The sequence below is a fragment of the Consotaella aegiceratis genome (genome assembly GCF_036541425.1).
GTDB classification, from domain to species: domain Bacteria; phylum Pseudomonadota; class Alphaproteobacteria; order Rhizobiales; family Rhizobiaceae; genus Consotaella; species Consotaella aegiceratis.
Genome location: NZ_JAZHFT010000021.1, coordinates 16940 through 37854 on the forward strand (window position 1 = coordinate 16940; position 20915 = coordinate 37854).

Sequence of the window (20915 nt, forward strand, 5' to 3'; positions counted from 1 at the left end):
TTTAGAGCTTGAGAATGCGTGCAATATTGCCGCCGACGATCTTCCGGTAACCTTCGGAATCGTCGGTGGCACGCTCCATCTTCTGGAATTCGAACTCATAGTCGACAAACGGGGAGTCGGTCCCCCAAATGACCTTGTCCGCACCCAGTTCGAGAATCGCCGTCTGAATTTCGAAGATCGGCGCCCGCGAGGTCTCAAGATAGAGATTCGGGTACTGGCGCGCAAAGGCGATGGCCCGATCGACCGACCAGAAAAAGCCCATATGCGCCATCGACAGCGGCACGTCAGGAAAGCGCTCGGCCATCAAGGCGAATCGAAGGCGGCGTGGCCGGCGGCGGGATGGACGTGGCCGTAGGGCAGGTCGCCGACGTCGAGCTCCGGATCGACGCAATAGGCATGCTGCTGAGTGGGATTGGCAGCGGCCAGTCGGTCGGGATCGAGGCGGGTGACGGCGAAATCGGCGCCGGCCACGCCCCGGCCGCGCTCCAGAGCGCTAACGTCACCGACGACGATCGGACGGCACAGTTCGTAGATCTCGGAGGCTGCGAGGCTCTTGGCGACGATCTCCGGCCCGATACCGCAAACGTCGCCCATCGTGATGCCGATGAAGGGTTTCATGAAAGTCTCCCGTCTGCGAGAAAAGTCATGGCTTTGACGAGCGCGTCGGGTGAGCCGAAGCCACCCGCCTTCGTCATGATGGATCGCCGCCCGCCATCTTGCGTGGTGACCAGGGGCATGCCCGGCGCGACAGCGCCTTCGACGCGCAGCGCGCGAATTCCGGCAGCGTCGAGGATGGCGCGAGCGGTGTCGCCGCCGGTTGCGGCCAGCCGGTCGACTATGCTGCCTTCCAACAGCTTTCGGGTGACGGCGGCGAGGCTCTCGGCGATGCGGCGTCCGGCTTGGCGACGTGTCAGGTTCTGGCGCTCGGCCAATGCGACGATGCGGGCCACGTCGCTTTCGTCATGGGCGGTGGTCAGAACCAGTGCCCGGCATCCGGCCACACTTTGGTCCCGATGCATCGCAACGGCGCGCACCAGTTCGTGGTCGCACTCGTCCGGCGGACCGAGCACCCGGTCGGGCGACAGCACAACGGCTTGCAGGCGCAGGTCGTGCGTCACCCTCGCCAACTGGTCGATCGACGTCGGGTTGACGCTGCCAACGACGAGCAGCGGCGGGCGCTCGGTCGCCGGCAGGTGAGGCGCGCCGGCAGACTTTATGGCGAGCCCCCAAACTATTGGGAGATGGGCGGCAAGTCCGGCCGAACCGGCCCACAGCACACGCGTATCGTTCTCCTGTGCCAGGGTCGTACCGAAACCGGCAATGCGGGCGAGATCGTCGTCGTTCGATGCATCAAAGACCGCGCAGACCCGCGCCTTGCCGTGAGAGGCTTCTTGCAAACGTGCGTGCAGCCGTGCCGGCTCGTCCAGCGCCTCTCGCGAAACGGCGACGACGGCAGCGTCCGGCATGTGAGGCGCCAGCAAAGACGCAAGGCGCGAGTCGCGGACCGGCCAGCCCGGATCCCGGGCGATGGCGGTGCGCCCCACAGGCAGGCCCTCGATGAACAGACGCCCGTCCTCGACGGTGCGCCCCATGGCCGGAAAGGCCGGCGTCAGGATGACGATCCCGGCGCCCATTGCCGCCGCCACGCTATCGAGTTCGACGCCGACATGGCCGCGCATGGTGGAATCGATCTTTTTGTAGACGTGGCGCGGGGCAGCCTGCAGAATTTGCCGGCTTACCGCGGCGAGCGCAGGGCGCACCGCGGCGGGCTCCAGCGCACGGGTCTCGGTATCCACGACGACCACCGCGGCACCGTCTGCGGCAGCAGGAAATTCGTCGAGGCAGACCGTGGTCGGAAGTCCCAGATTCGCGAACTGTAAGCCGCTATCCGTGGCGCCGGTCAAATCGTCGGCGACCACCGCGACCGCCGGTCCGCTTAGGAGTGCCGCCGGTCGCCGTTCCTCGGCAACGTTCATCTGCCGCCTCTGGTGTCAGCCGCCGCGCGGTCGGCGATCATGGCTCCGAGCCTCAGCGTCGCAGCGACATTGCGCGCGCGCGACTGCACGTTTGTCGCGGCTTCCGCCATCGCTTCATCGATCGCCGTAATACGGTCGATCGCGCTGAACACGGCGTCGATGCCGTGCGCGTGCACGGCGCCTGCGTCGGCAGAAAGCGATCCCGCGATGCCGATGACCGGCTTGCCATGCCGCCGCGCGACCCGGGCGACGCCGATGGGCGTCTTGCCATGCGCCGTCTGCGCGTCGATCCGGCCCTCGCCGGTGATCACCAGATCGGCGTCGCCCACCGCCGCGTCCAATCCGACGGCCTCGGTAACGATATCGATGCCTGGCCGCAATTCGGCCTTCAGAAAAGCCAGCATGGCCGCGCCCAGCCCGCCCGCGGCACCCGCGCCGGTTTGTTCGGCCACGTCGATGCCGAGATCGGCCGCAATCCGTTCGGCATAATGGGAAAGGTTGGCGTCGAGCGTCTCGACCATCTCGGGCGTGGCGCCCTTCTGCGGGCCGAAGATCGCCGAAGCGCCTTTTGGCCCGGTCAACGGATTGTCGACGTCGCATGCGACCTCGATCCGGCAGTCGGCCAGCCGCGGATCCATACCCGTCACGTCGATGCGAGCGAGCGCCCCGAGCGCGCCGCCGCCAAAACCGAGGTCCTGGCCATCGCCGTCGAGAAGGCGCCCGCCCAAAGCCTGCACCATGCCCGCGCCGCCGTCGTTGGTGGCGCTGCCGCCGATGCCGATGATGAAGCGGCGGGAGCCATGATCGAGCGCCGCCCGGATCAACTCGCCCACGCCGTAGGTGGTGGTGGTGAGCGGATCGCGGCGGCCGGGCTCGACCTGCATCAGGCCGCTCGCCGCCGCCATCTCGATCACCGCCATCGTACCGTCGCCGCTGAGGCCGTAGAACGCCTCGACCGGTTCGCCGAGCGGGCCGGTGACGCTTTGGCGCATGATCGCCCCGCCGGTCGTCGCCACCATCGCCTCCACCGTGCCCTCGCCACCGTCGGCGACGGGGATCCGGACATAGTCCGCATCAGGAAAGACCTCGCGGAAACCGGCCTCGATCGCTTTCGCGACGTCGGCGGCCGAAAGGCTTTCCTTAAACGAGTCCGGAGCAATAACGATCTTCACGAGGGGGTCCTCCTTCCGGTACCGAGACGCATGCCACGCCGTGCAGGGGCGTCATGACGAAGTCTTCGGCGCCGCTTTCTCCCAGGTTTGCCGCAGCATTCGGATGGCGGCGCAGGCACCGCCGAAGCCGTTGTCGATGTTGACGGCTACCAGCCCCGAGGCGCAGGAGGCCAACGCGCTGGAAAGCGCTGCCCGGCCGCCCGATGCGACGCCATAGCCGACGGAGGTCGGAACCGCGATGACCGGCGCGGCGATCAGCCCGGCCAGAACGCTGAACAGCGCCCCCTCCATTCCGGCGACGGCGATGACGACCGAAAACGAGCGGATTTCGTCCAGCCGGTTCATCAGCCGCCACAGCCCGGCGACGCCGACATCGGCGATGATCGGCGCCTCGAAGCCGGAAAAGGTCAGCATGCGCGCCGCCTCGCGCGCCACCGGCAGGTCCGAGGTGCCGGCGCATACGATGCCGGCTCCTCGGCGCCTGGATGTAGCGGCCGCCCCGTGAAAGGCCGTTCGCGACAGCGGATCGTAGTCGAGCGCGCGCCGCGCGACAGCGGACAATTCGGAGAGCTTGCGATCGGAAAGGCGCGTCAGCAGCAACGGGCGGTCGCCGGCCGCCGCCAGGATCGCATCGATCTGCGCCGCGCTTTTGCCGTCGCACAGGATCGCCTCGGGCACTCCGGTGCGGGTCTCGAAAGCGGGGATCGACCAAAAGGCGAAAGTCATGGGCCGGGCGGCCCTTCTTGCGGTGCCGGCTGCCAATGCTCAGATCGACGACGCCTTCAGCCGCCCGCAGCCGGTCGGCGGCGACGGCGATTTCCTCTCCAGTCATGTCGTCGATGTCGAAGCTCAGGACGACCACTTCGTCCGGCGTCCCGGCCGTCTCCGCCTCGTCCTGGGTAAAGATCATGGCGCGTACGATATTCGGGAGGCCGGCAAGGTCGCGGGTGCCGGCGCCGATGCCGGTCGCCGCGAGCATGCCGCGCGGCACGCCCTTCCCCGGTCCGTCGACCAGGTGAGCAAGGATGGCGCCACCGGTGGGCGTAACGCGCTCGCCGCCGATGCCGTCGTCGCGCCAGCGAAAACCGCGCAGCAGTTCGCTCGTCGCCGGCGCCGGAACGGGCAGCAGGCCATGACTGGTCTCGACCAGCCCGCGTCCGGTCGGCAGGTCCGAGACGCTCCAACTCACAGGCGCCAGAGCGGCAGCGATGCTGCCGGCCGCTACGATGTCCATGAGCGAATCCCAGTCGGCGATCTCGTGGAAATGCACCCGATCGAGCGGCACCCCATGCACGTGGGCTTCGGCCTCGGCCAGATGACGCAGGATTGCAGCCGCCTCCTGCGCGGTGCCGGCATGCAGATGCGCCGCAGAGATCATCCGGCCACCGCCTTGAGGCCGTTTGCCTCGTCCATCCTACGACCATCGGCGCTCGATTGCGCGATCGTCCGCAAAACCTCTTTCGTGGCCCTCAGCGTGTCGGCGGATCGAGGTCACCAACGTGGTACGCGGTTGACAAGTCCGTTTTTTGTATTACAGCTTTCTATTGCTGTACGACAGAATTGCTCAATCGTTCGCTAAACTCTGGGAGGAAATCGTGAACGTCCGATCGATCAAGAGGCTTCCGCTTGCAACCACGGTCTCGGTGCTCGCGCTGACCTTTGCCGCGCAACAGCCGGCATGGGCCGATACGCCCGACGACCAGCTCGTCATCGGCTTTTCGATGTCCAACCTGATCACGCTCGATCCGGCCGCGATCACGGGCAAGGAAACCGTCCAGGTTCTCGCCAACGTCTACGACGGACTTATCCAGCTCGACCCCGTCGATCGCACCAAGATCAATCCGGGCCTCGCGGAAAGCTGGACCGTTTCCGAAGACGGGATGGCCATCACCTTCAAGCTGCGCGAGGGTGCCAAGTTCGCCTCCGGCAACCCGGTTCGGGCCGAGGACGTGGTGTGGTCGTTCCGCCGGCTGCTGAAGCTCAATCTGGCGCAGGCCTCGTTCCTCAAGACCTATGGCTTCTCGGCCGAAGGCGCCGACGCGGCCTTCACCGCACCGGATGAAAGCACGGTCGTCGTCGAACTGCCGCGCGAGGTGGCGCCGAGCCTGATCATTGCCACCCTCGGCATCGTCGGCCCCGGTTCGGTGATCGACGAGGTCGAAGCCATGGCCCACGAGAAGGACGGCGACATGGGCGCGTCCTGGCTGACGCTCAATTCGGCCGGGTCCGGCCCCTACGCGCTGGGACAGTGGCGGTCCAACGAATTGGTGCTGCTCAACGCGAACGAAAACTACTGGGGCGACAAGCCGGCGATGCGCCGCATCATCTGGCGCCATATCCCCGAATCCCAGAGCCAACGCCTGCAGCTGGAGCATCACGACATCGACATCGCCTTCCAGCTCTCGCCCGCCGATCTCAAGGCGATGCAGAGCGAAGATGGCATCACGCTGCAGGAGACGCCGTCGGCGGGCTTCTACTATCTCGGCATGTCGCTGGCCGACGAGCGCTTCCAGGATCAGAAGGTTCGCGAGGCGATGCGCTATGTCATCGACTACAAGGGGCTGAACGATGCGATCCTGCCGTTCTACGGCAAGTTCCATCAACGCTCGCTCAGTTCCGGCGTGCTCGGCGAACTGCCGCCTCCGGGCTACGAGCTCGATCCGGCCAAAGCCAAGGAGTTGCTGGCCGAGGCCGGCTATCCCGACGGCATGGACGTGACCCTGCGGGCCCTTTCGGACGAGCCGTTCCTCAGCCTGGCGACGGCCATTCAAGGGTCCATGGCCCAGGCCGGCATTCATGCCGAGCTCGTCACCGGCAACGGCGATCAGATCTACGGCGCCATGCGGGCGCGCGAATTCGAGATGATCGTCGGTCGCGGCGGCGGCGGCCAGCTTCCGGATCCGGATTCCAACCTGCGCGCGCTGGTCTATAATCCCGACAATGCCGACGAGGCCAAGCTGACCAACTTCCAGGGCTGGCGCACGAGTTTCTTCGACGAGAAGCTCAACCAGATGATCGACGACGCGGCGGCCGAAACCGACGAGGCCGCGCGCAAGCAGGACTATGTCGATATCCAGAACCGGCTGGAGGACCTGGTTCCCTCGATCATTCCGTTCTCCGAGGTGATCGCCACCACCGCCTACCGCGACGACGTCGAGGGACTGGTGATCAATCCGTCCTGGTCGACCGACCTCTCCAAGGTCAGCAAGAACCGCTGACCTCCTCCCGGAGCCGGGCGGCGCCATGACTGGTGCCGCCCGACTTCCGTCTCACGGACTTGGCGGCCGAGCCCGGCAGGCCGACCAAGCGTCACTCACGCGCCAGCGATCCTGAGAGGAACCATGGCCCAACTCTCGCTGCACCCATCCAGAGTTTCGGAAGGCGGCAAGGCGCGGTCCATTTCCTTCGAACGGATGAGGGCCGGGCTCGGCCAGGCCGCCACGATCGCCGTCACGCTGTTCGGCCTTCTGGTGCTCACCTTCGTGATCGGGCGCATGATGCCCGCCGATCCGGTGCGGCACATCGTCGGCGAAGAGGCGACACACGACACCTACATGCAGGTGTATCACCAGCTCGGCCTCGACCGGCCGCTGATCGAGCAATTCTTCCTCTACGTGCGCGACGTGCTGACCGGCAATTTCGGCGTGTCGATCCGTACGGGCCAGCCGGTCATCGCCGATATCGCCCGCGTCATGCCGGCGACGCTCGAATTGGCCACCTTCGCCATCCTGATAGGCGCCGGCCTCGGCGTGCCGCTCGGCGTGCTGGCGGCGGTGCGCAAGGACAAGCTCACCGACCACGTGATCCGCGTCTTCAGCCTGCTCGGCCATTCGATGCCGATCTTCTGGACCGGCATGATCGGGCTCGTGGTCTTCTACGCCTGGCTCGGATGGGCCGCGGGCGGCGGCCGGATCGACGACTACTTCATCGGCCTGGTGCCGCCGCGCACCAATTTCATGTTGATCGACAGCGCGCTCGCCGGCGAATGGGACGTCTTCTGGAGTGCGATCCAGCATCTGGTGCTGCCGGCCTCCATCCTCGGCTATTCCTCCTCGGCCTATCTCACCCGCATGACGCGCAGCTTCATGCTGGATCAGATCAACCAGGAATACGTCACCACGGCGCGGGTGAAGGGGCTTTCGGTGCGCCAGACCATCTGGCGCCATGCCTTCGTCAACATCCGCGTCCAGCTCGTCACAATCATCGCGCTGACCTACGGAGCGCTGCTCGAGGGCGCGGTGCTGATCGAGACGGTGTTTTCCTGGCCGGGTTTCGGCCAATACCTCACCTCCAACCTCCTGATCGGCGACATGAACGCCGTCATGACCTGCGTCTTGCTGGTCGGCGTGATGTTCATCACCCTCAACCTGATCGCCGACATGCTCTACCGCGTCTTCGACCCGAGGACACGCTGATGAGTACCGACCTCGAGATGTCAGCCAGCATGGAACGACCTCGCGAAAGATCGAGGCGCATGGCCCTTCTGGCGCCGTTGCGCGGGCTTGCCGCCATCCTGCGGTTCCTGCTGCGCGGGCCGACATCGGCCTTCGGGCTGATCGTGGTGGCGATCCTGCTGATCGTGGCGATCCTGGCGCCGCTGCTCGCCACTCACGATCCCTATGCCCAGGACCTGACCAACACGCTGGCGCCTCCGGGCAACGGCCATTTCTTCGGCACAGACGAACTCGGGCGCGACATCTACAGCAGGCTGGTCTGGGGCGCGCGCATCACCCTGTCGATCATCTCGCTGGTGGCGGTCATCGTCGGCCCGATCGGGCTCGCGGTCGGCGCGACCGCCGGCTATATCGGCGGCTTCTACGACAAGGTGATGATGCGGATCACCGACATCTTCCTGTCCTTCCCGAGCCTGATCCTGTCGCTGGCCTTCGTCGCCGCGCTCGGCCCGAGCCTCAACAATGCGATCATCGCCATCGCGCTGACCGCCTGGCCGCCGATCGCCCGTCTGGCACGGGCCGAGGCGATGACGATCCGCAAGGAGGACTATCTGTCCGCGGCCCGGCTGCAGGGCGCCTCTACGGCCCGCATCATCTGGAAATCGATCGTGCCGATGTGCCTGCCGTCCGTCCTCATCCGCCTCACGCTCAACATGGCGACGGTGATCCTCACCGCGGCCGCCCTCGGCTTTCTGGGCCTCGGTGCGCAGCCGCCGTTGCCGGAATGGGGGGCGATGATCTCGACGGGCCGGCGCTACATGCTGGACAGCTGGTGGCTGGTGACCTTCCCGGGCCTTGCCATCCTGTCGGTCAGCCTGGCCTTCAACCTCCTCGGCGACGGGCTGCGCGACGCGCTCGATCCCAAGCAGAAGAACCGGAGGTGATCGTGCAAGCATCTGCCAGCGAATCCGTCGCCGATCCGATCCTCGACGTTCGCAACCTCACCATCGCCTATCGCAGCGAGCAGGGCCTCGTTCCCGCGGTGCGCAACGTCTCCTTTACGCTCGGCCGCGAGCGTCTCGGCATCGTCGGCGAGTCCGGCTCGGGCAAGTCGACGATCGGGCGCGGCATCCTCAAGCTGCTGCCGACCGCCGAGATCACCGCAAACCGGATGCAGTTCGAGGGCATGGATCTGGCCCGCGCCAGCGAAAAGGACATGCTGCGCATTCGCGGCCGGCGCATCTCGATGATCCTGCAGGATCCGAAGTTCTCGCTCAATCCAGTGCTGCGGGTCGGCGAACAGGTGGCCGAGGCCTATCGCGTCCACTTCCGCTGCTCCAAGGGCGAAGCGCGCGAAAAGACCCTCGCCATGTTCGAGGCCGTCCAGTTTCGCGATCCGGAGCGGGTCTGGAACCTCTATCCGCACGAAGTTTCCGGCGGCATGGGCCAGCGCGCCATGATCGCCATGATGCTTCTGACCGACCCGGCGCTGGTGATCGCCGACGAGCCGACCTCGGCGCTCGACGTCACGGTGCGCCTTCAGGTGCTGAGCATCCTCGACGACATGGTGAAGACCCGGGGCATCGGCCTGATCATGATCAGCCATGACCTCAACCTCGTGCGCAATTTCTGCGACCGGGTGTTGATCCTCTATGCCGGGCAGGTGGTCGAGGAACTGGTGGCCGGCTGCTTCGACAAGGCCGAGCATCCCTATACCAAGGGTCTGATCGCCGCCCAGCCGCGTATCGGCGAGCACCGACGCCTCGAAGTGCTGCACCGCCGGCCGGAATGGGCCGAACCCATCGCCGCGACAGGCCAGGGACCTCGGGCATGAAGCGCGTCGAAATCAGAAACCTGTCGATCTCCCTCGGCGAGGGCGCGCGCGCCGTCCGCATCCTCGACGACATCAGCTTCACCGTGGAGCCCGGCGAAAGCTTCGGGCTGGTGGGCGAAAGCGGATCGGGCAAGTCGACCATTCTGCGCTGCATGTCGTTGCTGTTGCGGCAATGGACCGGCGACATTCTGGTCGGCGGGCAGAGCGTTCGGGACATGAACGTGGCCAAGCGTTGCCGGACCATGCAGATGGTGTTCCAGGACCCCTACGGATCGCTGCACCCGCGCCAGTCGGTGCGCACCGCGCTTTCGGAGCCCCTGCGCATCCATCGCATGGGCAACCGCGAAGAGCGGCTGAAGCAGGCCATCACCGATGTGGGGCTGCCGATTTCCTTTCTCGACCGCTATCCGCACGAACTGTCCGGCGGCCAGCGCCAACGCATCGTCATCGCCAGGGCGCTGATTCTAGACCCCGACGTCCTGCTTCTCGACGAGCCGACGTCGGCGCTCGACGTCTCGGTGCAGGCGGAGGTTCTGAACCTGCTGCAGGAGCTGCGCAAACGGCGCGGCTTCACCGCGCTGATGGTCAGTCATGACCTTGCGGTCATCGACCACATGTGTACGCGCCTGGCCGTGATGCAGCACGGAGAGCTGGTGGAAGTGCTCGGCTGCGAGGCGTTGACGCGCGACGCCGAGAAGGGACCGAAACAGCCCTACGCCAAGGAGCTTATCGGAGCCTCGCTCGCCTATGAACAAGCCCGCTGACTGGCCGCTTCTGCCGGACGAGGTGAAGCGCCGGCGGGACGGCATGCGCTTCACGCTCGGATTTGAGCCGTCGACGAACGGCGACGGGGCCGCGTTCGCCGTCTGGCGGCAGCGTATGCGCGACGCCTGGGCCGGCGCCGTTCGGTTCCTTGGCGGCGTGCCTGAGGTCGACCTGACGACGGAACGGCGTGTCGACGGCTTTCGGCAGGTTCCGCTCGTCATGCGGTTCGCCGATGGCGCGTCCACGCGAGGCATTCTGCAGTTGCCCGAGGGATCGGGACCGTTTCCCGGCATTCTGCTCCTGCACGACCATGGCGGCGAGTTTCGGATCGGCTGGCGCAAGGTTGCATCGGCGCCCGAGGAACATCTGAGCCCGATCGCAGAGGCCGCACGCACCCGGCATTATGGCGGCATACCGCCCGCGACAACGCTGACGCGCGCCGGCTTTGCGGTGCTCGTTCTCGACGCCTTCGGATGGGGAAGCCGCCAGACCGGGGAGTGGGGCGGTCAGCAAGCGCTCGCGGCCAATCTGATGCAGCTTGGGCAAACGCCGGCGGAGCTCGTCGCGGCGGAGGACGTGGCGGCGGCCGACTGGCTGGCACGTCAGGATTTCATCGATGCAGGCCGCGTCGGCGCCTTCGGCTTTTCTTTCGGCGGTTTCCGCGCCTGGCAGGTCGCGGCGCTCAGCCCGTCCGTGCGCGCCTTCTGCTCGTTCAGCTGGATGGCCCGGCGCCTGATGCTGCTCCAGGACGGCAATTCGCTGACGCGCGGCCAGTCGGCCTTCTGGATGCTGCATCCGGCTCTCAGCGCCCTGGCGGACTTCCCCGACATGGCCGGTGCGGCCGCGCCCAAGCCCGCCCTGTTCCGGTGCGGCGATGCCGACCCGCATATGCCGGTCGCCGCCGTCGAGGCGGCTTACCGGGATCTCGCCGGCATCTGGTCGGCGGCAGGCGGACAACTCGATGCTGCAATCGAGACCGGGGGCCATACGCTGCCGACGGATCGGCAGGAAACGGGCGCCGCGTTCCTGTCCGGCGCCCTGGGCTGATCCGACTCAGGCGACCCGGTTGTTCTCGATGAAGTCGAAATCGATGTCCTCGCCGATGCCGGGGCGGTCGGGCACGTGGACGAAGCCGTTCTCGTCCATCGGATCGGACAGCGATTTCAGATAGTCGAAGCCGTCGTCGTATTCGAGGAAGGGGTGGAGAAGGCCGCGCTCGTACCAGCGGGCGTTGCGCGAGGTGGCGACGACCATCAGGTTCATCGCCGTGTTGCCGTGGACCTCGCAATCCATCCCAAACGATTCCGCCAGCCGCATGGTCTTCAGCGCCGGCGTGATGCCGCCGACATCATTGACGCCGGTGCGCAGGATGTCACAGGCGCCCTGCTTGATCCATTCGGCGCGGTTCCAGAACTTGCCGGCCGCGCTTTCCGGGCCGAGCACCGGGATGTCGAGATTGGCCGCCAGCCACGCATAGGACGAGATCGACTGCTCGTCCAACGGCTCCTCGATCCAGTCGAAGCCGAGCTTTTGCAGGCCTCGGCCCAGTTCCAGCGCATCGACACGCGAATACCAGTGGAAGGCGTCGATCATCAGATGGATATCCGGCCCGACCGCCTCGCGCACGGCGGCACAAGCCTTGAGGTCCATCTTCACGTTCGGCGCCCAGCTGACCGGCGGCATCCAGGTGTGCAGCTTGATGCCCTTGTATCCCCGTGCCACGAGACGCTCGGCAAAGCGCGCATAGTCCTCCGGCGTCGCCAGACCACCCTCGATCTCGTCACCGCACATGATCGAGCCATAGGCCGGAACCTTGTCGCGATAGGCGCCGATCAGCTTGTGCACCGGCTGATTGAGGCTGCGCCCGGCAAGGTCCCAGAGCGCCACGTCGACGACGGCAAGCGTGCGGTCGGTGAGCTGCGCGGCCGAGCCACGCTGCCAATGCGCCAGCTCATGCCAGAGCCGCTCGCGGTCGCGATGATCCTGGCCGACGAGGACCTTCTTGACGAATTTGTCGATGAGATGAGGCCGCACGATCTCCGGCACCGTGAAGCTATGCCCTTCATGACCGTCTTCCGTCCGGATGGTCAGGACCGCCGTTCTGACCTTATGCGGTTCGCCCGGATGCGCGTGGCCGGCGCTGTCCGAATGCCGGCGTGTGGTGCTCAAAAACTCGCGGACGACGACATCGGTGATGATCATGGCATGGGTTCCACGTGGCAGGGTGCGCGCTGCTCGTGGCCGGCAGCGTGTTGCAAAGCACGCTACCGATCTGTATGACAGGTGTCAATTTATTTGTATTCTACCTCAGCCTCGCCGCAGCAATTCGCGATACCGTGCAAGGCTGCCACGGAGATGCGACCGCATGGCATTTCGAGCCTCGCTTTCCTGGCCGTCCAGGATCGCCACAAGGATGGCGTGATGCTCCTCTTCCAGCGTCTTGTTGTAGTCGAGCGGCCGGGCGCCCTTGGCCGCTCCCTGCAGTTCTCCACGCGGGATGATCCCGCTGCGGATCAGCTGCAGGAATTCCTGGAACCGGGGATTGTTGGTGGCTTCGGCGATCGCGGCGTGAAACGCGAAATCCGCGTCGCGCGTGGGTTTTCCGTCTGCGAGACAGGCAACGACGTTGCGATGCGCGTGGACGATGGCCTCCTCCTGGGCGGCCGAATGGCGTTGCGCCGCCAGGCCCGCGGCCTCGGCCTCCACGGCCGTTCTCAGCTCCAGAAGCTCGATGACCGAAGAGATCTTGCTCGTATCGAGTTTGGTGAAGGGACTGGCCGGCGGGGCGTCCTTGACGAAGACGCCGGCCCCCTTGCGCGGCTCCACCAGCCCCTCGACCCTGAGGGTGGCCAGTGCTTCGCGAACCACCGTCCGGCTGACGCCGTGCTGCGCGCAAAGCGCGGCCTCGCTCGGCAACCGATGACCGATGGGGAAACCACCTGAAATGATGTCCCGCCGCAGCATGTCGGCCACGTGCACGGCCAGCCGCTCCGGCCGGGTCGGCGCCGGATTATCGAGACTGCTCATACCATCCTCGTCGAGCGAATCGCGCCTTGCAGGCGATCGGGAATCCGCCCACTTGTCTTTAGCCTGTCATACTTGTTTTCATCTGCCAAGACGCTTGCCGCTCGCCCGGCGATCTCGAGCTGCCGTGCATCGGCATCGCCCCTCCCCGCACCGGAGCCGGTTGGGGGACCGTTGCACCGATGCGGTCGCGGCTCTGGTCGCCCGATCACCGTCACAAAGCTCGCTGCGTTGCCTCTCTATGATAGCGCAATCATTCAATGCGCCTGCCTCGTTTCGAGCGTCATTCGCCAGGCAATATTGTCGAGAATGCCGAAAACAGGCTGCGGCGCAATGTCCGTTTTGAATCATTTGACAAATGGGAGCATGGCAACGATAGTGCCGATGAAAGCGCATTCATTGCAGCGCCGGGAGACAGGGTGCGCCGCATCGAGGCTGCGCTTTCGGGAGACCGGGACCCAACGGGCCGACTTTCAATCACCCACACAACTGTCTTTCGGGAGGCAAGGAATGTCAGACCTTTTCAGGACACTCGCGACCGCGGCCAGTCTGGCGGCGCTGATGGCGGCACCGACCGTTGCGCAGGCAGCCGACCTGCCGTCGAACATCCGGCTTGTCATCGGCTCGAAATCGACCGGCGGCGATACGTATCAGAACAGCGCCATCGTCGCGGAAGCCCTGTCCGAAAAGCTCGGGATCAACATCAAGGTGGATGCCGTCGGTGAAAGCGAGGCTTTCAAGGCCATCGAGCGCGACCGCCGCGGCACGACCATGATGATCTTCCACGATCAGTCCTATCTCGGAAACCTCTATGGAATCCGCGGCTACGAGGACATCTTTTCGACCTATAAGATCGGACCGACCGTCGCGATCAATCCCGGCAACGCCTTCGCCGTGCCGAAAAACTCGCCCTATCAGACTATGGACGATATCTTCGCCGCGGCCGCCAACGGCGAGCGTATCCGGGTCGCGATCCAGCCCGGCGGCGTGTCCGAGATCGGCTTCTCGGCGATGAAGAATGCGGCCGAGATTCGCAATCCCGGCTCGGAGAAGAACATCGTCGCGGTGAACACCGGGTCGCAGGCCGACAAGAATCAGCTTCTGTTCGACGGTCAGGCCGACGTCATCAACGCGTCTGTCCAGGCCAACGAGCAATTCACCCAGCTTCCGGCCGACGATCAGAAGGCCATGCGGTTCGTATGGCTCACCTCGTCCGAGGAGACGCTCGAACAGGCTCCCGAGCAGGGCATGGGCGACACCACCCGGGAAGATCTCCTGTCATTCGCTTCGCCGCAGGTCTCGGTGACGCTCGACGGCGAAAAGGACTTCACCTTCGACAAGGAATTCTTCTTCCTGTTCAACAAGGACATCGATCCGGAGATCGTCGAGGCGCTCGATACGGCGCTCGGCGAAGTCTATGCCGATGGCGAAATCCAGAAGAAGCAGACGCAATCCTTCTTCATCCCCGATTTCCGCCCCTCCGGCGAGGCTCTCGCGCATCTGCAAGAGAAGAACGACGAATATGCCGAGGTGATCAAGGCGATCACCGAATAGGCGACGGGTCGGACAAGCCGGCCCGCGTCATTGTCCGGAACTCCCGCGCCGGCACAGTCGTCGTCGAGGCGGGGTCCTACGAAACCGTTGGTGGCGTCCTCCCCTCGCCGCCAGCACGCGCCGGACGACGGTCCGAGCGCTGGGCGTGGGCGCCCTGGCGCCTTCGCTCGCTCCGCGCCTTGATGCCTGGTGAACGAGCCATCCGATGTCTGAGCAATCCCTGTTTCACGTGACGGTCGACTTCGACACGTCGCACCTGATCTTTCCGACGATCATCGGAACGATCCTGGCCATTCTGCTCGTCGTGGTGTTGGTCACGCGTGCCAGAACGATCGCGCAGACCCTGCCCTCGATTCCGCGCCGCGCCATGGCGATCGACCACGTCCGGTTCTTCGGAACGCTCGGCATCACCATCGTCTATTTCCTGGCCATGCCGGAGGTCGGCGATCTGTTTCCCAATACAGGGCTGGGCTTCTACATCTGCTCGATTCCCTACATCTTCCTGCTGGGAGTCCTCTACCGGCACGACTGGAGCCCGCGCAGCCTGATCGGGCCGACGGTCAACGCTGTGCTCGCGCCGACGGTCGTCTGGTACCTCCTCTCCGAGCTCTTCAACATCTCGCTGCCCTGAGCGCGTTTGCGGATAAGGCTGCCATCATGGACCTGATATCCACTCTGACGCCGACGTTCTTCATGCTGATCGCGGCTGGAACGATCATCGGCATCGTCTTCGGCGCGATTCCGGGGATGACGGCGACGATGGCGGTGGCCGTCTGTCTGCCTCTGACCTATTCGCTCGGGCTGGAGGACGGGCTGGCGCTGCTGCTCGGCCTCTATGTCGGCGGCATCTCGGGCGGTCTGGTTCCCGCGATCCTGATCAACATCCCCGGAACGCCGTCCTCGATCACCACGACCTTCGACGGCTATCCAATGACGCTGAAGGGCGAAGGCGAACGAGCGCTGAAGATCGGCATCGTGTCGTCGCTGGTCGGCGGCATCGTCAGCCTGGTGATCCTCTACCTGTTCGCGCCGGCCCTGGCCGACTTCGCGATCAAGTTCTCCTACGTCGAGAAGTTTCTGATCATCCTGTTCGCCCTGACGGTGATGGCAGCGCTGTCGCGCAGCATGCTGATGGGCATTTTCTCGGGTTTTCTCGGAATCTTCATCAGCCTGATCGGCACCTACGACATCTCCAACGGCGGCAATGGCGAATTGCGGCTCATGCTCCCGTCCTGGGAATATTATCTGGAGAGCGGCTTTTCGCTGCTGCCGGTGCTGATCGGCCTGTTCGGCCTGGCCACCATTCTGCAGGAGGCGGAGGCCGGCGTGCCGGAGGGCCAGGGGCTGTCGGGCATCAAGCTCACCAAGGGAAAGCCCTTCCATCTGTCGGTGTTTCGCGGCCAACTCGTCAACCTGGCCCGGTCGTCCTTCATCGGCACCTTCGTCGGCCTCTTGCCCGGCGTCGGCGGCAGCGCCGCCTCGATCCTCGCCTACAGCCAGGAGAAGACCTTCTCCAAGCACCCCGAACGCCTGGGCACGGGCGAGCCGGCCGGCATCATCGCGTCGGAAAGTTCCAACAACGGGCTGACCGGCGGCGCGCTCATTCCGCTGCTGTCGCTCGGCATTCCGGGCGACAGCACCACCGCCATCCTGATCGGCGCGTTCACGCTGCAGGGCATTCAGGTCGGGCCGCTGTTCATCGGCAACAATCCGGTGATCTGGCAAGGCATGATCGTGGCGATGCTGGTCGCAAACCTGTGCATGTTCGCCGTCATGATGCTGGCGATCCGCTGGATCGCGCGGGTCGTCGCCGTGCCGAAATACATCCTCTTCCCGATCATCCTGATGATGTGCGTCGTCGGCGCCTACACCATCAACTACGGCGTTATGTTCGACGTCTGGACCCTGCTCATCTTCGGCCTGTTCGGCTATCTCGCCACCAAGGTCGGCATCGAGGTCGCGCCCTTCATCATCGGCTTCATCCTCGGGCCGGCGGCGGAGGTCTATTTCGTCAAGAGCCTGGAGTCGTTTCAAACCCTGTCGATTTTCTTTACCAAAAGCTGGATTGCCGTGATCCTGTGGGTGCTGATCGTGATCTCGGTCGGGGCTTCATTCTATCTGGCAAGGCGCAACGGGCAGCGCGAGAGCGCGGCAGCCGCTGCCGGGCCGGATGCCTCGACCGCGGGAGCGAAAGCCCAAGAGCAGTAGGATGGAGATTGCGGTGGTGGACAGACAGCACGATCATGGGCACGCGGCCCCTGCCGGAGCGAACCGCGGCGCGAGCGCGGGCGCGGCCGACCGGAGCACCGGTGCTGTCACCATGGAAGCCGTGGCGCGTCTTGCCGGCGTGTCGCCGGTCACCGTCTCGCGTTCGCTGAACGATCCGAAGAAGGTGTCGCCCGCCACGCTGGAACGCGTGAAGAATGCGATCCGCATCACCGGCTATGTGCCGAACCAGGTCGCCGGTGCGCTTGCCTCGCGCCGCAGCCGGCTGGTGGCCGCGCTGGTGCCGGCGATCACCAACGTGCACCACTCATCGCTGCTGCGCAGCTTCATCGACGTGATCCGGCTGTCGGGCTATCACGTCATCACCTCCGAAACGAATTTTTCCCTCGAAGAAGAGGAAGCGCTCGTTTCCTCGCTTCTGGCTCGGCGGCCGGACGGCATCCTGCTGGTGGGCGTTCAGCACACCGCTCAATGCCGACGGATGCTGCTGTCGGCGAATGTTCCGGTCGTCGAGTCCTGGGAGCTGACCGAGACGCCGATCGACTTTTGCGTGGGATTTTCGAATCCGCGCCTGGGCGAAGCGGTGGCGCTCTATGCCGAGGAGCGCGGCTACAAGCACGCGGCAGCGGTCTCGGCAGGCGACGAGCGCGCCCTGCAACGAACCGGCACCTTCCTGAAAACGTTCGAGCGGCGCGGACTTCAGCCGATGCCGCTGATCAGCTTCCCGGAAAGCGGCAGCATTCGCCGGGGACGCGAGGCCCTGTCGAGCCTCCTGAGCGACGGTTTCGCCCAGGGCGTCATCTTCTGCAGCTCCGACCTGATCGCCCACGGCATCATCATCGAGGCTCACGCCCGAGGACTTCGGGTTCCAGAGGACGTCGCGGTGATCGGCTTCGGCGATCTGGCCTTCGCGCCGGACATCGTGCCGCCGCTGACCAGCGTTCGCATCGATCGCGACCTGCTCGGCGTCAAGGCCGCCGAAGCGCTGCTGACGCGGATCGCCGGCGAGGAGCTTCCCAGCCGGTCGGTCGATATCGGCTTCGAGATCATCACGCGAGGATCGGCATGAGCGCGATGATCATGGGGTGGAGGGGCCGGGAGCGGCCCGGTTCGCCGGAAGCTTTACGAGCGGCGCACGGCTTCGCGGCGGGCTTCGGGCCGCATCTGCCGTTCCCGGCGCCGGACTTCGCCGGCGATCGTCAGGGTGTCGTCGACCATGGTGGCGATGCGCTCGCGAATGGTGGCCATCGTATGCTCCTTGCGGCAAACTCGGGGGCGTCAGCCTGTCCGTACAGCAGGCCGTCGCGTCTCCCTTCCAATCTATTCATCCGGCCGCGAACCGTTAGCGGCTTCGGCGCAAGGCACCCATGCGTCCGGCAGGATGCCGTGGCCGCTCCGCATCCGGAACGGCCGAAGGGCCGCGCTCGACGCGGCCTCGGCAGCCGCTCTTCCGGATTGCCATCGGCAATCCACACCGTCACACGAACCGAGGAAATGACATGAGTAAGCTAGGGTTTATCGGACTTGGGATCATGGGTCGTCCGATGGCGAAGAACCTGCTGAAGGCGGGGTATTCGCTGGTGGTGTACGACAAGTTCGCGCCGGCCGACGATCTGCTGGCGCTGGGCGCCGAGGCCGGTTCGTCGAGCAAGGACGTGGCTTCGAAGTGCGAGGTGGTGATCACCATGCTGCCGAACTCGCCGCATGTGCGCGAGGCGGTGATGGGCGAGGACGGGGTGCTGGATGGCGCCAGGCCGGGCACGATCCTCGTCGACATGAGCTCAATCGCCCCGGCCGCCTCGCAGGAGATCGGCGCGGCGGCGGCCGAAAAGGGCGTGGTGATGCTCGATGCGCCGGTGTCGGGCGGCGAGCCGAAGGCGATCGACGGGACGCTGGCGATCATGGTCGGCGGCGACGCGGCGGCGTTCGAAAAGGTCGAGCCGATCCTTCAGGTGATGGGCGGCTCGGTGGTGCGGGTCGGCGACGTCGGCGCGGGCAACGTCACCAAGCTGGCCAACCAGATGATCGTCGCGCTGAACATCGCGGCGGTTTCGGAAGCCTTCACCCTGGCGACCAAGGCGGGGGTTTCGCCGGAGGCGGTGTTCGACGCGATCAAGGGCGGGCTGGCCGGCTCGACGGTGATGAACGCCAAGGTGCCGATGATCCTCGCGGGCAACTTCAAGCCGGGGTTCCGCATCGACCTGCATGTCAAGGACCTGCAGAACGCGCTCGACACGGCGCACGCGCTGCACGTGCCGGTGCCGCTGTCGGCGGGGATCATGGAGATCATGCAGGCGCTCAAGGTCGACGGCGAGGGCGAGAGCGACCACAGCGCGGTGGCGCGTCACTACGAGAAGCTCGCCAAGGTCGAGGTGCGCCGATAGGCGGACGGCTCGGCGCGAAAGTCGCTGCGAGTTGCACGGCGGCCGGGCGCGGTGCAACGGCGCTGCGCCGGACTGGGGCGACCCTGGGCTGCTACCTCAGGGTATCAGAATGTCATCCTCGGGCTCCGTCCCGAGGATGACGGCGGCAGGATCGCGGGCGACGGGCGCGCCCTGATGACGAGTGCATCGCGTGCGAGGGAAATCGACGAATGACGAGCCAGCCTGAAGAGCTTTTACGTTCGATGTTCGCGGCGGCGGTGGCGGCCGCGCAGCCGTCGCTGGCCGTCCCCAAGCATCTGCCGGCGGCGCCGAAGGGACGGCTCGTCGTCATCGGCGCCGGAAAGGCGTCGGCGGCGATGGCCCACGCCTTCGAGCAGGCGTGGAAAAACAAAGCCTTCGTGCCGGCGTCGAACAGCGAAGGCTCCGGCGGCGAGCTTTCCGGCCTGGTGGTGACCCGCTACGGCTATGGAGTGCCGTGCGCGGCGATCGAGATCGTGGAAGCGGCGCATCCCGTTCCGGATCAGGCCGGGATGGCGGCGGCGCGGCGCATCCTCGACCTCGTCTCGGATCTGACGGCCGACGATCTGGTGGTGTGCCTGATCTCGGGCGGCGGCTCGGCGCTCATGGCGCTGCCGCTGGAGGGCGTGACGCTCGCCGACAAGCAGGCGGTGAACAAGGCGCTTCTGAAGTCGGGGGCGACGATCACCGAGATGAACTGCGTGCGCCGGCATTTGTCGGCGGTCAAGGGCGGACGGCTGGCGGCGGCCTGCCATCCGGCGAGGGTGCTCAGCCTGCTGATCTCCGACGTGCCGGGCGACGATCCGGCCGACATCGCGTCGGGTCCGACAGTGGGTGATCCGACCACCTGCGATGACGCGCTCGCCATCATCGAACGCTACCGGATCGACGTGCCCGCCTCGGTGCGCAGCGTTCTTCAGAGCGGGGCAGGCGAGAGCGTCAAGCCGGACGACGAGCGCCTGGCGCACTGCGAGACGCGGCTGATCGCCACCCCGCAGGCGGCGCTGGAGGCGGCGGCGGTGGTGGCCGAGGCGGCTGGCTGGCCGGTGCGCATCCTCTCCGACGCGATCGAGGGCGAAGCCAAGGACGTGGGCAAGGTGCTGGCCGGCATCGCGCGCCAGATTGCCGGCCGCGGCCAGCCGTTCGAGCCGCCTTGCGTACTGCTGTCGGGCGGTGAGACCACGGTGACGGTGACGGGCGAAGGACGCGGCGGACGCAATGTGGAGTTCCTGCTGTCGCTCGCCGTCGCGCTGAACGGCCATGCCGGCGTCCATGCGCTGGCGGCCGACACGGACGGGGTCGACGGGCTGGAGGAGATCGCCGGCGCCGTCATCGGTCCCGATGCGCTGGACCGCGCCTGGGCCCAAGGCATCAACCCCAAGGCCGCGCTCGCCGACAATGACGGCCATTCCTTCTTCGAGGCGCTTGGCAGCCAGGTGATCACCGGCCCGACGCTCACCAACGTCAACGATTTCCGCGCCATCCTCATCGAGACGCGCGACCCGCAAGACCCGACGCCTTCGGCCTGATGCCGAAGCCAATGAACCTCCGGCCCGGCGCCGGAGCCA

Annotated in this window: 20 protein-coding genes and 1 pseudogene; 12 read left to right on the top strand and 9 right to left on the bottom strand. The window is 65.9% G+C overall.

The genetic code is table 11. The features are described from left to right. Window position 1: 1 nt before the first annotated feature. The 6 genes and pseudogenes from SMD10_RS14680 to larC form a co-directional block, all read right to left on the bottom strand. Complete coding sequence (locus SMD10_RS14680; RefSeq protein WP_331686459.1) at window positions 2-304, bottom strand: amidohydrolase family protein; 303 nt, start codon at window positions 302-304, stop codon at window positions 2-4. Further along, window positions 304-618, bottom strand: coding sequence for a hypothetical protein (locus tag SMD10_RS14685; RefSeq protein WP_331686460.1), 315 nt, complete (start codon window positions 616-618; stop codon window positions 304-306). Before SMD10_RS14685 ends, SMD10_RS14680 begins: the two co-directional genes overlap by 1 nt. After that, complete coding sequence (locus SMD10_RS14690; protein ID WP_331686461.1) at window positions 615-1976, bottom strand: four-carbon acid sugar kinase family protein; 1362 nt, start codon at window positions 1974-1976, stop codon at window positions 615-617. Before SMD10_RS14690 ends, SMD10_RS14685 begins: the two co-directional genes overlap by 4 nt. Next, window positions 1973-3148 carry a glycerate kinase gene (locus SMD10_RS14695; protein WP_331686462.1) on the bottom strand — a complete coding sequence of 392 codons (1176 nt, stop codon included), beginning with the start codon at window positions 3146-3148 and terminating at the stop codon, window positions 1973-1975. Before SMD10_RS14695 ends, SMD10_RS14690 begins: the two co-directional genes overlap by 4 nt. 51 nt (window positions 3149-3199) lie before the next feature. After that, a complete protein-coding gene (gene larB / locus SMD10_RS14700; protein ID WP_331686463.1) occupies window positions 3200-3874 on the bottom strand; it encodes a nickel pincer cofactor biosynthesis protein LarB in 675 nt (224 codons plus the stop codon). Between the two features lie 31 nt (window positions 3875-3905). Further along, a pseudogene (gene larC / locus SMD10_RS14705) lies at window positions 3906-4526 on the bottom strand (nickel pincer cofactor biosynthesis protein LarC); the annotation flags it as partial. Between the two features lie 343 nt (window positions 4527-4869). Here larC and SMD10_RS14710 point away from each other — a divergent pair. The 6 genes from SMD10_RS14710 to SMD10_RS14735 all read left to right on the top strand — a co-directional run bounded on the left by SMD10_RS14710 (window position 4870) and on the right by SMD10_RS14735 (window position 11188). After that, window positions 4870-6366: an ABC transporter substrate-binding protein gene (locus SMD10_RS14710; RefSeq protein WP_432757251.1), complete on the top strand. Its 1497-nt coding sequence runs from the start codon at window positions 4870-4872 to the stop codon at window positions 6364-6366. A 195-nt stretch (window positions 6367-6561) separates the two neighbouring features. Continuing rightward, window positions 6562-7563, top strand: a complete 1002-nt coding sequence (locus SMD10_RS14715; protein ID WP_331686521.1) for an ABC transporter permease — start codon at window positions 6562-6564, stop codon at window positions 7561-7563. Window positions 7564-7592: 29 nt separating this feature from the next. After that, window positions 7593-8486 carry an ABC transporter permease gene (locus SMD10_RS14720; RefSeq protein WP_432757252.1) on the top strand — a complete coding sequence of 298 codons (894 nt, stop codon included), beginning with the start codon at window positions 7593-7595 and terminating at the stop codon, window positions 8484-8486. Between the two features lie 2 nt (window positions 8487-8488). Further along, window positions 8489-9376, top strand: a complete 888-nt coding sequence (locus tag SMD10_RS14725; protein WP_331686466.1) for an ABC transporter ATP-binding protein — start codon at window positions 8489-8491, stop codon at window positions 9374-9376. Next, window positions 9373-10140 (top strand): ABC transporter ATP-binding protein, encoded by a 768-nt coding sequence (locus tag SMD10_RS14730; RefSeq protein WP_331686467.1) that lies wholly within the window; start codon window positions 9373-9375, stop codon window positions 10138-10140. Before SMD10_RS14725 ends, SMD10_RS14730 begins: the two co-directional genes overlap by 4 nt. After that, on the top strand, window positions 10124-11188 hold the full coding sequence (locus SMD10_RS14735) for a CocE/NonD family hydrolase (RefSeq protein ID WP_331686468.1): 1065 nt from the start codon (window positions 10124-10126) through the stop codon (window positions 11186-11188). Before SMD10_RS14730 ends, SMD10_RS14735 begins: the two co-directional genes overlap by 17 nt. Before the next feature lie 6 nt (window positions 11189-11194). Here SMD10_RS14735 and SMD10_RS14740 read toward each other — a convergent pair whose 3' ends face one another. Together SMD10_RS14740 and SMD10_RS14745 are read right to left on the bottom strand one after the other, a co-directional pair. Continuing rightward, window positions 11195-12343 (bottom strand): mandelate racemase family protein, encoded by a 1149-nt coding sequence (locus SMD10_RS14740; protein WP_331686469.1) that lies wholly within the window; start codon window positions 12341-12343, stop codon window positions 11195-11197. A gap of 105 nt (window positions 12344-12448) precedes the next feature. After that, entirely contained in the window at window positions 12449-13168 is a 720-nt protein-coding gene (locus SMD10_RS14745) for a FadR/GntR family transcriptional regulator (protein WP_331686470.1), read from the bottom strand. A gap of 507 nt (window positions 13169-13675) precedes the next feature. On the opposite strand from SMD10_RS14745, the gene SMD10_RS14750 reads away from it, so the two are divergent. The 4 genes from SMD10_RS14750 (at window position 13676) to SMD10_RS14765 (ending at window position 18014) form a co-directional block, all read left to right on the top strand. Beyond that, window positions 13676-14719: a type 2 periplasmic-binding domain-containing protein gene (locus tag SMD10_RS14750; protein WP_331686471.1), complete on the top strand. Its 1044-nt coding sequence runs from the start codon at window positions 13676-13678 to the stop codon at window positions 14717-14719. Between the two features lie 205 nt (window positions 14720-14924). Then, window positions 14925-15350 carry a tripartite tricarboxylate transporter TctB family protein gene (locus SMD10_RS14755; protein ID WP_331686472.1) on the top strand — a complete coding sequence of 142 codons (426 nt, stop codon included), beginning with the start codon at window positions 14925-14927 and terminating at the stop codon, window positions 15348-15350. Between the two features lie 26 nt (window positions 15351-15376). Then, complete coding sequence (locus SMD10_RS14760; protein WP_331686473.1) at window positions 15377-16927, top strand: tripartite tricarboxylate transporter permease; 1551 nt, start codon at window positions 15377-15379, stop codon at window positions 16925-16927. 13 nt (window positions 16928-16940) lie between these two features. After that, window positions 16941-18014: a LacI family DNA-binding transcriptional regulator gene (locus SMD10_RS14765; protein ID WP_331686474.1), complete on the top strand. Its 1074-nt coding sequence runs from the start codon at window positions 16941-16943 to the stop codon at window positions 18012-18014. A gap of 53 nt (window positions 18015-18067) precedes the next feature. Here the strand turns inward: SMD10_RS14765 and SMD10_RS14770 are convergent, their stop codons facing one another. After that, a complete protein-coding gene (locus SMD10_RS14770) occupies window positions 18068-18193 on the bottom strand; it encodes a hypothetical protein (RefSeq protein WP_331686475.1) in 126 nt (41 codons plus the stop codon). A gap of 251 nt (window positions 18194-18444) precedes the next feature. Here SMD10_RS14770 and garR point away from each other — a divergent pair, with 251 nt between their 5' ends. Both garR and SMD10_RS14780 read left to right on the top strand, forming a co-directional pair. Next, on the top strand, window positions 18445-19329 hold the full coding sequence (gene garR, locus SMD10_RS14775; protein ID WP_331686476.1) for a 2-hydroxy-3-oxopropionate reductase: 885 nt from the start codon (window positions 18445-18447) through the stop codon (window positions 19327-19329). Between the two features lie 209 nt (window positions 19330-19538). Continuing rightward, the gene (locus SMD10_RS14780) at window positions 19539-20876 is read left to right on the top strand and encodes a glycerate kinase type-2 family protein (protein WP_331686477.1); all 1338 of its coding nucleotides are present in this window, start codon (window positions 19539-19541) and stop codon (window positions 20874-20876) included. Window positions 20877-20915: the final 39 nt, after the last annotated feature.